This is a genomic window from Mixta sp. BE291, assembly GCF_031457955.1.
Lineage (GTDB): Bacteria > Pseudomonadota > Gammaproteobacteria > Enterobacterales > Enterobacteriaceae > Mixta.
Genome location: NZ_JAVDXN010000004.1, coordinates 404,778 through 418,761, shown reverse-complemented (window position 1 = coordinate 418,761; position 13,984 = coordinate 404,778). Strand labels below are relative to the sequence as shown.

At 51.9% G+C, this 13,984-nt stretch carries 9 protein-coding genes; 1 reads left to right on the top strand and 8 read right to left on the bottom strand.

From position 1 onward, the window contains the following. Nucleotides 1–44: 44 nt before the first annotated feature. From glgP to glgB, 5 genes are all read right to left on the bottom strand, one after another. The gene (gene glgP / locus J2X14_RS12000) at nt 45–2,492 is read right to left on the bottom strand and encodes a glycogen phosphorylase (protein WP_352411448.1); all 2,448 of its coding nucleotides are present in this window, start codon (nt 2,490–2,492) and stop codon (nt 45–47) included. A 20-nt stretch (nt 2,493–2,512) separates the two neighbouring features. Continuing rightward, nucleotides 2,513–3,946 (bottom strand): glycogen synthase GlgA, encoded by a 1,434-nt coding sequence (glgA, locus tag J2X14_RS11995; protein WP_352411447.1) that lies wholly within the window; start codon nt 3,944–3,946, stop codon nt 2,513–2,515. A 67-nt stretch (nt 3,947–4,013) separates the two neighbouring features. Beyond that, complete coding sequence (gene glgC / locus J2X14_RS11990; RefSeq protein WP_352411446.1) at nt 4,014–5,306, bottom strand: glucose-1-phosphate adenylyltransferase; 1,293 nt, start codon at nt 5,304–5,306, stop codon at nt 4,014–4,016. 10 nt (nt 5,307–5,316) lie between these two features. Then, a complete protein-coding gene (glgX, locus tag J2X14_RS11985) occupies nt 5,317–7,302 on the bottom strand; it encodes a glycogen debranching protein GlgX (RefSeq protein ID WP_352411445.1) in 1,986 nt (661 codons plus the stop codon). Continuing rightward, nucleotides 7,299–9,485: a 1,4-alpha-glucan branching enzyme gene (glgB, locus tag J2X14_RS11980; protein ID WP_352411444.1), complete on the bottom strand. Its 2,187-nt coding sequence runs from the start codon at nt 9,483–9,485 to the stop codon at nt 7,299–7,301. Before glgB ends, glgX begins: the two co-directional genes overlap by 4 nt. Before the next feature lie 880 nt (nt 9,486–10,365). Between glgB and J2X14_RS11975 the strand changes: the two genes are divergently transcribed. Then, nucleotides 10,366–10,983: a GntR family transcriptional regulator gene (locus J2X14_RS11975; RefSeq protein WP_352411552.1), complete on the top strand. Its 618-nt coding sequence runs from the start codon at nt 10,366–10,368 to the stop codon at nt 10,981–10,983. Between the two features lie 35 nt (nt 10,984–11,018). Here J2X14_RS11975 and J2X14_RS11970 read toward each other — a convergent pair whose 3' ends face one another. From J2X14_RS11970 to J2X14_RS11960, 3 genes are all read right to left on the bottom strand, one after another. Further along, a complete protein-coding gene (locus J2X14_RS11970) occupies nt 11,019–13,133 on the bottom strand; it encodes a prolyl oligopeptidase family serine peptidase (RefSeq protein WP_352411443.1) in 2,115 nt (704 codons plus the stop codon). Between the two features lie 32 nt (nt 13,134–13,165). Next, on the bottom strand, nt 13,166–13,318 hold the full coding sequence (locus tag J2X14_RS11965; RefSeq protein WP_352411442.1) for a hypothetical protein: 153 nt from the start codon (nt 13,316–13,318) through the stop codon (nt 13,166–13,168). Nucleotides 13,319–13,487: 169 nt separating this feature from the next. Next, nucleotides 13,488–13,646 (bottom strand): hypothetical protein, encoded by a 159-nt coding sequence (locus J2X14_RS11960; protein WP_352411441.1) that lies wholly within the window; start codon nt 13,644–13,646, stop codon nt 13,488–13,490. Between the last annotated feature and the right edge of the window lie 338 nt (nt 13,647–13,984).

Here is a 13,984-nt window from a genome sequence, read left to right as displayed (position 1 = left end):
TTGTTTTTATGCGCCCGCGGCAAAGCGGGCTTGCTGAAATGCGGCTACAGGCGGATAGGCGAAATATGCCAGATTTCGTCGGCGTATTCCTGAATGGTGCGGTCGGAAGAGAAATAGCCCATATTAGCGATATTCAGCGCCGCACGTCGCTGCCACTCTTCCGGCTGACGATAAAGCTCATCCACTTTGTCCTGCGTATCCACATAGCTGCGATAGTCCGCCAGCAGCTGATAGTGGTCGCCCAGCCCCATCAGCGTATCGTAGATATTGTGATAGCGGCCGGTTTCCTGCGGGCTGAACACGCCGGTGGCGATTTGCGTCAGCGCCAGCCGCAGTTCTTCATCTTCTTCATAATATTTACGCGGGTTGTACCCTTCACGCCGCAGCTTTTCCACCTGATCGGCGGTGTTGCCGAAGATAAAGATATTTTCCTTACCAACATGTTCCAGCATCTCCACGTTTGCGCCATCCAGCGTGCCGATGGTTAACGCGCCGTTGACGGCAAACTTCATGTTACTGGTACCGGAGGCTTCGGTGCCCGCCAGCGAGATCTGCTCAGAAAGATCGGCAGCCGGAATAATGATCTGCGCAAGGCTAACGCTGTAGTTAGGAATAAACACTACCTTCAGCTTATTTTTCACCTGCGGATCGTTGTTAATCACCTGCGCCACATCGTTGATCAAATGAATAATATGCTTGGCCATATAGTAGGCGGAAGCCGCCTTACCGGCGAAGATATTCACGCGTGGCACCCAGTTCGCATTAGGATCGGCCTTGATGCGGTTATAGCGGGTGATCACGTGCAACACGTTCATCAGCTGGCGCTTATATTCATGGATGCGCTTGATCTGCACATCAAACAGCGCATTTGGATCCAGCACGATATCCATGTTTTTCGCCACCCAATCCGCCAGACGCTTTTTGTTCTCCAGCTTGGCATCGGCGATCTTTTCAATAAAGGCGGGAAAATCAATTTGCGGCTTGATCTCCTCCAGCTGGCTAAGATCGGTGCGCCAGTGACGGCCAATGCTGTCGTCCAGCACGTCAGAGAGCGCCGGGTTCGCCAGCGCCAGCCAACGCCGTGGCGTAATGCCGTTGGTTTTGTTACAGAAGCGTCCTGGAAACAAGCGGGCAAAATCAGCAAACAGCGACTGCACCATCAAATTAGAATGCAGCTCCGATACGCCATTCACCTTATGGCTGACCACCACCGCCAGCCAGGCCATACGTACCTGCCGCCCGTTGTTTTCATCAATGATGGAAACACGCGACAGCAGCTCCCACTCGTCCGGGTAATGTTCCTGAATGGTACGCAGGAAGTAGTCGTTAATTTCAAAGATGATTTGCAGATGGCGCGGCAGGATCTTGCCGAGCATATCCACCGACCAGGTTTCCAGCGCTTCGCTCATCAGGGTGTGGTTGGTATAGGAGAAGACCTGACACACCACCTCAAACGCATCGTCCCAGTTGAACTTATGCTCATCGATCAACAAGCGCATCAGCTCCGGGATCGCCAGCACCGGATGCGTATCGTTCAGGTGGATAGCGATCTTATCGGCGAGGTTTTCGAAGGTTTTGTGCATATCCCAGTGGCGGCTAAGGATATCCTGCACCGTCGCCGAGACAAGGAAATATTCCTGACGCAGACGCAGCTCGCGGCCAGAGTAGGTGGAATCATCCGGGTAGAGCACGCGTGATACGTTTTCCGAATGGTTTTTGTCTTCTACCGCTGCAAAGTAGTCGCCCTGGTTAAATTTCCCGAGGTTGATCTCATTACTGGCCTGCGCGCTCCACAGCCGCAGCGTGTTGGTGGCGTCGGTATCAAAGCCAGGAATGATCTGGTCATAGGCCATGGCCTGCACTTCTTCGGTTTCCAGCCAGCGCACCTTTGCGCCTTCATGCTGTAAGCGTCCGCCAAAGCGCACTTTATAACGCGTGTTGTAGCGCTGGAATTCCCACGGGTTGCCATATTCCAGCCAGTAATCCGGCGACTCCGCCTGGCGTCCATCCACGATATTTTGCTTAAACATGCCGTAATCGTAGCGAATGCCGTAACCATGTCCCGGCAAGCCTAAGGTTGCCAGCGAATCAAGGAAGCAGGCCGCCAGACGCCCTAAGCCCCCATTACCCAGCCCCGGATCGTTCTCTTCTTCAATCAGCTCCGCCAGATCCAGCCCCATCTCTTCCAGCGCCGAACTGAGATCTTCATAGATCCCCATTGCCAGCAGCGCATTGGAAAGGGTGCGGCCCATCAAAAACTCCATCGACAGGTAATAGACCTGACGCACATCCTGCGAAAGCTGCGCGCGGCTGGAGCGCAACCAACGCTCCACCATGCGATCGCGTACCGCCAGCAGCGAGGCGTTCAGCCATTCGTGCTTATTGGCGGCGGATGGATCTTTACCCAGCGTAAACATCAGCTTATAGGCAATAGAGTGCTTTAACGCGTCGACCGTTAGCGTAGGTGAGGCATAGGTAAAAGGTGCGTTCATAGCAAGTATCCCAAATCAGGTTACAACAACCGTTGATAAAGATCCCGGTAGGCCTGTGCTGCCACCTGCCAGCTAAAGTCCATTGCCATCGCCTGACGCTGAACGTAGCGCCAAAGGGAAGGACGAGACCACAACACAAACGAACGTCGAATGGCGCGCAGCAGCGACCAGGCGTTGCTGTCTTCAAAACTGAAGCCGCTGGCGATGCCGTCCGCCAGGTTCTCCAGCGAACTGTCGTTAACCGTATCCGCCAGCCCGCCGGTGCGCCTTACCAGCGGCAAGGTGCCATACTTCAGGCCATAAAGCTGCGTCAGGCCGCAGGGTTCAAAGCGGCTCGGCACCATGATCACATCCGCCCCGCCCATAATGCGGTGGGAGAAGGCTTCGTGATAGCCAATCTGTACGCCGACGCTGCCGGGATTTTCCGCCGCCGCCGCCAGGAAGCCCTGCTGCAATACCGCATCGCCCGCCCCCAGCAGCACCAGCTGGCCGCCCTGCTCCAGCAGGCTTGGCAGCGCTTCCAGCACCAGATCCAGCCCTTTCTGCTTGGTGAGACGGCTGACCACCGCAAATACCGGCACGCTGTCATCCACTTTCAAGCCCATCGCAATCTGCAGCTGGCGTTTGTTCTCTGCTTTAGCATCCAGCGTATCGCGGTTGTAGCGCGCGTTAAGCAGCAGGTCATGCGCCGGATCCCAGATCAGCGGATCAACGCCGTTCAGGATGCCGCTCAACCGTCCTTCGCGCATCCGCTCCGCCAGCAGCGCTTCCATGCCGTTGCCATATTCCGGCAGCGTTATTTCACGCGCATAGGTCGGGCTGACCGCCGTAATATGATCGGCAAAGAACAGCCCGGCCTTGAGGTAAGAAATCTGGCCGAAAAACTCCAGACCGTGCATGTCGAAAAACGACCACGGCAGCTGGATTTCATCCATATGATGCGCGTAGAACAGCCCCTGATACGCCAGGTTATGCACGGTAAACACCGACTTCGCCGGACGACCGCGCGCCGCCAGATAGGCGCAGGTTAAACCGGCATGCCAGTCATGCGCATGCACAATATCCGGCCGCCAGTTGGTATCCAGCCCGCAGGCAATTTCACATCCCATCCAGCCGAGCAGCGCAAAGCGCAGATAGTTGTCCGGGTAATCGAACTGATTTTCGTCGTGATAGGGGCTTCCGGGCCGATCGTATAAACCTTCCGCTTCGATCAGATAAATGCCAACCCCATTAAAATGTCCAAAGTGCAGCCTGACCGGGCCTGCGAACGTTTGCAGCTCAGCAACGACTTCCGTGTCGGTAATTCCTTTCCGCAGATCCGGAAACGCCGGGAGTACCACGCGCGTATCCATTCCTTCTGCAATCTGAGCTGCCGGTAATGCCCCCACCACATCAGCTAACCCGCCGGTTTTTAACAGCGGGAAAAGTTCTGAACAGACATGTAAAACCTGCATTCTCGGCTCCTTTAACGGAAATCTGGCGCGATCCTCGCGCAGATTGCGTGTATTACTGTTTTGTCGGTCAGGCGGAAGTGTCGGCCAGCCTGGCCAGCATCTCGCGCGTTACCAGCACGATACCCTCTTCGGAACGGTAAAAACGGCGGCTGTCTTCATCAGGGTTTTCGCCGATTACCATGCCTTCTGGAATGACGCAGGCGCGATCGATGACGCAGCGGCGCAGACGGCAAGAGCGCCCCACCACCACATCCGGCAGCAGCACTGCAGAATCAATATTGCAAAACGAGTTCACGCGTACGCGTGAGAACAGCACCGAATGGACCACCACCGAACCGGAGATGATGCAGCCGCCGGAAACCAGCGAGTTCATGGTCATGCCGTGACTGCCGGAGCGATCCTGAACAAACTTAGCGGGCGGCAACGGCTCCATATAGGTGTGAATCGGCCATTCGTGGTCATACATATCCAGCTCCGGCGTCACGGAAGCCAGGTCGAGATTGGCGCGCCAGTAAGCTTCCAGCGTGCCCACATCGCGCCAGTAGGGCATCGCGTCGTCGTCGTTTTGTACGCAGGAGAGGTTAAAGGAGTGCGCCAGCGCTTCACCGCTGGCGACGATTTTCGGCAGCAGGTCTTTACCGAAATCGTGGCTGGAGCCTGGGATCTCCAGATCTTCTTCCAGCAGCTGATAAAGGTAGTCGGCGTTAAATACGTAGATGCCCATGCTGGCTAACGCCAGGGTATCGTCACCCGGCATGGAAGGCGGCTGCGCCGGTTTTTCCACAAAATCCACCACGCGATTCTGTTCGTTTACCGCCATCACGCCGAAGGCGGTCGCCTCATGCAGCGGTACCGGCAAACAGGCGATGGTGCAGCGCGCATCGTTATCGACATGATCCAGCAGCATGCGCGAGTAATCCATTTTGTAGATATGGTCGCCCGCCAGAATCACGATATATTGCGCATCGTAGCGACGAATAATATCCAGGTTCTGGGTTACCGCATCGGCGGTGCCGCGATACCAGTGCTCGGTGCTAAAACGCTGTTGCGCCGGTAACAGATCGACAAACTCATTCATCTCTTCATTAAAGAATGACCAGCCGCGTTGGATATGCTGCACCAGCGAGTGGGACTGGTACTGGGTGATCACCCCAATGCGGCGGATGCCGGAGTTAATGCAGTTCGACAGCGCAAAATCGATGATGCGGAATTTGCCGCCAAAATGCACCGCAGGTTTGGCGCGCGTCGCGGTCAAATCTCTCAGGCGCGTGCCGCGTCCGCCTGCAAGAATGAGGGCCACGGTTTGCGTTGGCAGTTGTCTCGCCAGCATCAGGTGTTCGGTACGTTCTAACTTGACCATGTCTGACTCCTTATACTTGCTTCTGGAACACACACGCGCCGTGCGCAGGCCCATGCCAGACAGTCGACGAGACAGGATTATCTTCCCCGGCAAAAGGGGGAACCGCGCGCCATTCTCCATCTGGTAGAGATATTTCGCTCACGTCTTGCGTGGCATTAATCGTGATCAGCCAGCGACCCGAAAGCAGGATTTGCAATTTATGCTCTCCCTGCTCCCATTCCTGCGCGTTCAGCGGCTCTCCCTGACGATTAAACCACTGAACGTTCCCATCGCCTTCCGCCCACCAGCGATCCTGCGTTAACGCCGGAATTTGCTGGCGCAAATGAATCAGCGCGGCGGTAAAGGCGTAGAGCCCTTCGTCCTGGTTTTCCCAGTCAAACCAGGTCAGTTCGTTATCCTGACAATAGGCATTGTTGTTGCCATGCTGCGTATGGCCATGTTCATCACCGGCCAGCAGCATCGGCGTGCCCTGCGCCAGCAGCAGCGAGGTCAGCAAGGCATGCGCGCTGCGCCGCCGACGCTCCAGCACGTTAAGCGATACCGTTAATCCTTCACTGCCGTGATTGTGGCTAAAGTTGCCGTTGTGCCCGTCGCGGTTATCCTCACCGTTGGCTTCGTTACGTTTGCGCGTAAAACTCAGCAGATCGCGCAGGGTAAAGCCGTCGTGTGCGGTAATCAGATTCACCGTGGCGGAAGGCGGACGCTCATCATGCTGATAGACATCGCTGGACGCGGCAAAACGGCGCGCAACGTCGCCGTTAGATAATTCACCCTGTAGCCAGTAGCGGCGCATATCATCGCGAAAGCGATCGTTCCATTCAGCAAACGGCGCGGGAAAATGCCCCAGCTGATAGCCGTGCGGCCCGATATCCCACGGCTCGGCGATCAGCTTGACCTGAGAAAGAATCGGACAGGCTTTTAGCGCCGCAAAGAAAGGCGCGTCGGCGCGAAAATCGGGCGTTCTTCCCAGCACCGGCGCCAAATCGAAGCGAAAGCCGTCGACGTGGCACACCGTAACCCAATAGCGTAAACAGTCGAGCGCCCAGTTCATGACCTGAGGATGGCTGAGATTGAGCGTGTTACCGCAGCCGGTCCAGTTGTGATAATGCCCGTCGGCGCTTAACCAATAGTAGCTGGCATTATCAATACCGCGCAGGGAAAGCGTCGGGCCAATCTCTTCCAGCTCGGCGGTATGGTTAAATACCACATCCAGCACCACCTCAATGCCCGCCGCATGCAGCGTTTTTACCGCCTGCTGAAACTCCTGTAGCGCGCTGCGGCCACGCTCGCCGGATGCGTAGCGCGGCTCCACCGACCAGAGCGCATAAGGGTTATAGCCCCAATAGTTACTCAGCCCCAGCTGTTGCAGGCGCGGCTCATCGGCAAACTGCGCCACCGGCTGTAGCTCCAGCGTGGTAATACCCAGCCTTTTGAGATAATTGACAATAGCAGGGTGTCCCAGCGCCGCGTAAGTGCCGCGCTGCGTTTCCGGAATTTCCGGATGCCGTTGAGTCAGGCCGCGCACGTGCGCTTCATAAATCACGGTATTGCCCCAGGGCACGCGCGGCGCGGCATCATCGCCCCAGTTAAAGTCTTGCGCGACCACCACGCTTTTCGGCGCTATCGCCGCGTTATCCTGCTCGTCACGCTGCCATTCTCCGCCGTTAAACAGCGGACTATCCACCACGCCGCCCTCGACGGCGCGCGCGCAGGGATCGATTAACAGCTTGGCCGGGTTAAAGCGATGGCCCTGCTCGGGCGCCCAGGCACCATGCACGCGATAGCCGTAGCGCTGGCCCGGTTTGAGATCCGGTACATAGCCATACCAGATGCTTTCGCTGCGCGATGGCAGGTCGTAACGTACTTCCTGACCTTGTTCATCGAACAGGCAAAGCTCCACGCGCTGTGCGTGTTGAGAAAAAAGCGTGAAGTTAACCCCGCTACCATCCCAGGTTGCGCCCAGGGGAGCAGGATTACCCGTACGCAAATGACTCATTCCGCCTCCCGAACCAGCCAAATCGTCGCCAGCGGCGGCAGGGTCAGCATCAGCGAATGCTCACGGTTATGGCTGGGTAGCGGATCGCTCCACACGACGCCGCCGTTGCCGGTATTGCTGCCGTGATAATGCACAGAGTCGGTATTCAGGATTTCGCGCCAGGCGCCCGGCTGATTGATGCCGAAACGGTAATTTTCACGTGCGACCGGCGTAAAGTTGCTGGCAACAATGATTTCATTGCCTTCACGATCGCGGCGCGCAAAAATAAATACCGAGTTTTCGTAATCATCCACCACCAGCCATTCAAAGCCGCTGCCGTCGAAATCGCACTGGTACATCGGCGCATGGTGGCGATAGGTCAGGTTAAGATCGCGTACCAGTCGCTGTACGCCGTTATGCCAGTTGTCCTCGCCTTCCAGCAGATGCCAGTCGAGGCTGGAATCATGGTTCCATTCACGTCCCTGAGCGAACTCGCCGCCCATAAACAGCAGTTTTTTGCCGGGGAAGGCCCACATCCAGCCGTAATAGGCGCGCAGATTGGCGAATTTCTGCCAGGCGTCGCCCGGCATGCGGTCAAGGATGGAGCGCTTACCGTGCACCACTTCATCGTGTGAAAGCGGCAGCACAAAATTTTCGGTGTAGTTGTAGAGCATGCCGAACGTCATCAAGTGATGATGGTGGCTGCGGTAGATGGGATCGAGCTTCATGTAATCCAGCGTGTCGTGCATCCAGCCCAGATTCCACTTGTACCAGAAGCCCAGCCCGCCCGTTTCCGGCGGACGCGACACGCCATGAAAATCGGTGGATTCTTCGGCGATGGTCACCGCGCCGGGAGCGGTGCTCCCCAACATACGGTTGGTATAACGAATGAAATCGATCGCTTCGAGGTTTTCCCGGCCGCCAAAGTGATTTGGCACCCATTCGCCCTGCGGTCGGCTGTAATCACGGTAGATCATTGAGGCCACCGCATCCACTCGCAGGCTGTCGATGCCAAAGCGTTCTACCCAGTAAAGCGCGTTACCGGCGAGATAGTTGCTGACTTCGCGTCGCCCGTAGTTATAGATCAGGGTGTTCCAGTCCTGATGAAAGCCTTCGCGCGGGTCTTCATGTTCATACAGCGCAGTGCCGTCAAACTGCGCCAGGCCGAAATCATCCGAGGGAAAATGGCCGGGCACCCAGTCGAGGATCACATTGATCCCGGCGGCGTGGGCGGCAGCGACAAAATGACGGAACTCGTCGCGCGTGCCGAAACGCCGGGTCGGCGCGTACATGCCCACCGGCTGATAGCCCCAGCTGCCATCGAATGGATGCTCATTAATCGGCATCAGTTCGATATGGGTAAAGCCCATCTCTTTAACGTAGGGGATCAGCTGCTCTTCCAGCTCTTTGTAGCTCAGCCAGAAGTTGTTATCGGTATGACGACGCCAGGAGCCAAGATGCACTTCATACACCGAAATCGGCGCGTCAAAGGCGTTAGCCGCTTTGCGATCCTCGCGCATCACTACCTTTTCCGGCAGTCCGCAAATCACCGAGGCACTGTCAGGCCGCATTTGTGATTCAAACGCAAAGGGATCGGACTTCAGACGCAAATCCCCTTTGTTATCAATAATTTCAAACTTGTAGAGCTGGCCATTACGCGCCGCAGGCACGAACAGTTCCCAGATGCCGATTTCCCGGCGAAAGCGCATCGGATGGCGGCGGCCATCCCAATAGTTAAAATCGCCCACCACCGAGACACGGCGCGCGTTAGGCGCCCAGACAGAGAAACGCGTGCCGCTAATGCCGTCAATCACATCGGCATGCGCGCCCAGCGTTTCATAAGGGCGTAAATGGGTGCCTTCCGCCAGCAGCCAGCTGTCGAGATCTTGCAGCAGCGGGCCGAAGCGATAGGCATCATCAATCAGGTTCTGCTCGCCGTGCCAGGTGACGGCAAGCTGATAGCGGAACGGGTTTTTACGACGCGGAATAACGCCATGAAAAAAACCGCGCGAGTCGAGACATTTCAGCTGAGCGCATTTACGCCCGGTGCTGGTTTCAATCACCCACACTTCCGAGGCATCAGGCAACAGCGCCCGCACCTCAAGTCCTTTACCGGTCTGATGCATTCCCAACAGTGAAAACGGGTCAGCGTAGTGACCTTCAATAATCGCATTGATCGCCTGGCGATCCGGGAGCTCTGACATGACTTTCTTCCTGTGATGTATGGTAGCCGAAACGTTACGTGTGAGGACGTTAGCCTGACTACTCTTCAATGAGCCATGCGCACGCTGACAGAGCCGCACCTTTCCATGGAAAAAGCGTTGCCGCGCGCATCAACTTTTAATATTCAAAGCAGAAAAACAAAACAGTCTTGCTAAGCATAGACAAGGCCAACAATAAGCCTGCGAACTTTGCATAAAATAATTAGCACAAAGCTGAAAAAGAGGATACGGATCACCTGGCGGTTACTTTTACGCCAGCCCAATGAAAAGACAGGAAAAGAGTGAGCTTGTACGATTTCAGACATCCTCCCACATCGGTAAGAATGCCTTTATGGCTGCCTCTATGCCGCATCCTGCGTTGTTAGATAGCGAAAGTCTGGCTCTGTAAGAGGCGACACGCACGGAAAAATCCGAATTTATGCTTTAGATAACTGATAAGGGCTAAATGTTGCCGCTGATCCCAGAGAGCTTTACAGAAACTATTGTATTCTCCATCGCGCACCGGGCAGAGATTCAGCGGTTGCTTACTTGAAAAAAATCACCTGGCGCTTCCCCGTTACTTTTCTGGTCTCATATTAAGATAGTCTCCCTGAATGAGATTGTTAGCAGCATTTTTTACTAAAATTTTCCTGGCTAACTATAAATTTTTAAGGGTGAAATCAGAGAAGTGAAAACGACGCAGCTTTATTTGATATCCATCAAAATAAATAATTTTCTAAAATGCATCATAGAATATATTCGCAAAACGCCGATAAATTTTGATGCCGTTCACCTTTCGAACATAATAATATATCATTCGAAGCTTAAAAGCCGATGAATTCGTAATTAAAACCAGTAATATTTTTCACAAAGGACTGTTGTGATGGGGAACATAAAAAGAGACACATTCAATGAGATACGTTCAAAAATAATATATGGCGACTTTGAAAAAGAAGAGTATATAAACCCAGGAGAATTAAGTTCTTCACTTGGAGTAAGTCTTATACCTGTGCGCGAGACATTAATACGCTTATCTGAAAGAGGCTTGCTTAATTGGCAAAAGAAACGTGGTTTTAAAATAGCGTCATGTGATTTACAGGAATATAATTCAATAGTACAAATCCAACGTGCTATTTTTTCAAGCGCAATTAATCGTATATCTTCAGCATATCTTGTGCCAGATTATTGCAAATGTATGTGTGAACGTATCGATTATGCTCTAACTGAAAAATCTGACTGGCATGAGTTGTCAGATATCTATCTTGCATATAACAAAGTCATTATGACAGCGTTTGAATTTCATATCTTTCAGATATTATCTGACAGAGTTCATCAGTACCACAGCAAAATATTCACTCGGGAACCAGAGAAGATCTACACGAAATTACTATTGCTCAAGAAAATAATTAATCATACATGTAACTTTCAAAAAAATGAAGCACTCTTATTAGGCTTGCAGTTTATCGGTAAGGAGATACAACACGATTTTCTTGTCGACTAAAATTCCTAATCGCCTTTTCATTATGGATATCAGCACTATTTTTTAGCAAGGGTTGTTCTCCATATAAAAAAGTTTAGAATATCCAGGAAGTTCCTGTCCGCCTGTTCATAGGTTGCCGGACTATGTCCAGCCTCGTTTTCCGAAACGACCAGCACTGGATTTGGATTCTCCACTGTGGCTGTTATTTCTTCCAGACGTGCTGCAAACTTCGCTGTCTGCCAGGGAGAAACGCGCGCATCATTCATTCCTACCGTCAGCATCACCGCAGGGTAGCGAACGCCATCTTTCAGATTATAATATGCATCGACTTTCTTAAGATCGCGTATTCCCTCTTCAGTAAAGGGTGAGCCAAACTCTTTAAAATTCATTGCGCCTATGGGAATCTGATCCAACCGGATAGTATTAAGCATACCGGCATGTATCGCTGCAGCTGCAAACATGTCGGGCCGCTTTACTAAAGCCATGCCGATAATTATTCCGCCAGCGCTTTCCCCGCTAATAACAAGCTTTGATGGATGAGTATAACCATTTTCAATCAGGTACTCAGCACAGTCAATAAAATCCGAAATCGAATTTCCTTTATTTGATGCACGCCCTTCCTCATGCCAAAAAGGCCCCAACTCCCCACCACCGCGCACATGGGCAATGGCAATAACGCCGCCTTTTCTTAGCCAGATGAGCCTTGATGCATCAAAATTAGGAAATGTACTCACGCCATAAGCCCCGTACGTAGTTAACCAAACGGGCGCAGTTCCATCTAAATTTAATCCTCGCTTATGAATTATAGTGAGAGGCACGCGGACATTATTTTTTGATATCACCCATATCTCTTCCACTTCATAATCAGAGAAATCATGGGATTGCGGAGCTATCAGCCCTGTGTCTTCAACAATGTTCTTATCGGGATCATAACGCAATATCACAGGCGGCTTTGTCCATCCCTGTAAGGTAAAGAGTATCTCCTTTTTTCCATAATCAGAAAATAATGCTGTAATCTCGCCCTCAAAAGGGAGAGATATATTTTTTATCCTACTTATATTTTCGAAAGGTGCCCTTAAAAACTTTCTTGTGCCATTGTCATGATAGGTAATGTAAAGCGATTCCTTGTTGGTTATAAAACCGGTTAACTCACCTCTTGACCATTCAACAATAGTTTCTTCAGCGTGTCTAGGGTCGTCAAGATTTTTACGTGCGACATGATAACCAGAAGAATCATTATATTTTGCCAGGTATAACCATTTTCCTGAAAGAATAAAGTGAGAAATGTTCTCACTACTATCAATAATTTTTTCCCACGGCGTTTTTGCACCGTTTAATGCATCGGCACGTACTTTAAATATCGTGCTGCTGTATCCGCTGGTTGAGGTAGAGATGGATGAAACAAGCCACTCTGAATCAGGGGAAGCATATACGGCCACATCATCGTAGACAGAGGCGGCCTTTTCAGAAACCATAAAGCTGTCAAACACGACCACATCCAGGCTAACGTCATTTCCTGTATGGTGCAGATAAACCTTTTGGCCAGCCAGACGCTCAGCAGGTAGCGCTTTTTGTTTCACTGATGGCATACGTCGGTAGAAAAAGGACTGATTATCACCCCGCCAGGCTATAAGAGGATAGCGAACCCGGGGAATAACGTCGGGCAGGCTTTTACCTTTTCTGGTATCAAGAATATTTATTGAAGCAAACTCGGAGCCATTCTCGGCTAAACCATAAGCTATATAACGACCATCATATGATGGTGAAAAAAACTGAATGCCTGTTCCGACCGGGGGATCAATCAGCAACTGTTCATTGCCGTTTTTTCTCTTTACGAAAAGGCGTAGATAAGGAAATGCAGGCGTTGAACGCAAATAAAAACGATCGCCACCTGCATCAACGAGGTTTGAGAGCGTATCTTCAGCATAATTGAGCGCGTTTAATTGTTTTTGCGTCGTTTCCCTCCATGGAAGAGCATCTATTATTTTTCGCGATTGCTTTGTTCTTTGTTCAAGCCATTTAGCGGTGCAACTCTGACAGGTTTCCATCCAGCTATAGCGATCCAGATTATCTGGTGAGGTAAACACACTACTCTCCCTGGCATAAGTAGGTGAGATATTTGCCAGAATAATAAGCTGGAGCATCACGATTGCATTTTTCAGTACGTTCAACCAGCAGCTCTCCCTTTAGCTTCCGATTTGGGCTAATTATCCATCGCGCCCGTTACGCCCATCATGTCCTCCCGGGCCGCCCTTGCCTCCTCTTCCTCCTTTACCGCCGGGCCCCCCATTACCTCCATCGCCGCCATTACCACTACCGCAGCTTCCGCCATCGCCTCCATTACCGCCGTTACCACCGGCCCCTCCATCTCCTCCTCTGCCTCCATCACACTGGGAACCTCCAGCGATGAACAACGTTTGTAAGCCACTTAGTTCTCGCATTTCTTTCTCCTGCAGATTTAGTTTTATCCTTTACAACGGTTTACTTAACGTCTGAATAAGTAGACCGTTTTTTTAGTGGATTGATTAACCTTTAACGGCGACCAGCACTTCCGCCGCCACAATTACCTCCATTGCCGCCGTTGCCCCCATTACCTCCGTTGCCACCGTTTCCTCCACTACCTCCGTTGCAAGATCCGCCGCCACCGCCGCTATTTCCGTTGCCATTACCGCTATTATTTCCATTATTGTTTCCGGAACCAAAACCACCGGCGACCCTTACCATTTCGTTCAATTTAATTTCACGCATTAGAATCTCCTTTTAGGCCATACCCCCTTCATGGGGTTTTTATAATATGCGCCACTATTTTGGCAAAGGAAAAATATATTTTAATTATAAAATAAATATTTTCCTGCAGCGAAGAGCAACGTCTTTTATTTTTATTAAAGGAACCTTTACGGGGCTGGAATAGCGGCTTTAACTATTTTTATATACAGCTGACGTGATAAATTTACACAAATAAATCAGCATTTTATGCATATTCATCTATCTGCATACCTGCTTGAGAATATATTATTAGAAT

Excerpts from the sequence above, each read along its gene's own strand:
- glgP (WP_352411448.1), bottom strand. The coding sequence starts at position 2,492 with ATGAACGCACCTTTTACCTATGCCTCACCTACGCTAACGGTCGACGCG.
- glgA (WP_352411447.1), bottom strand. The coding sequence starts at position 3,946 with ATGCAGGTTTTACATGTCTGTTCAGAACTTTTCCCGCTGTTAAAAACC.
- glgC (WP_352411446.1), bottom strand. The coding sequence starts at position 5,306 with ATGGTCAAGTTAGAACGTACCGAACACCTGATGCTGGCGAGACAACTG.
- glgX (WP_352411445.1), bottom strand. The coding sequence starts at position 7,302 with ATGAGTCATTTGCGTACGGGTAATCCTGCTCCCCTGGGCGCAACCTGG.
- glgB (WP_352411444.1), bottom strand. The coding sequence starts at position 9,485 with ATGTCAGAGCTCCCGGATCGCCAGGCGATCAATGCGATTATTGAAGGT.
- J2X14_RS11975 (WP_352411552.1), top strand. The coding sequence starts at position 10,366 with ATGGGGAACATAAAAAGAGACACATTCAATGAGATACGTTCAAAAATA.
- J2X14_RS11960 (WP_352411441.1), bottom strand. The coding sequence starts at position 13,646 with ATGGAAATAATAGCGGTAATGGCAACGGAAATAGCGGCGGTGGCGGCG.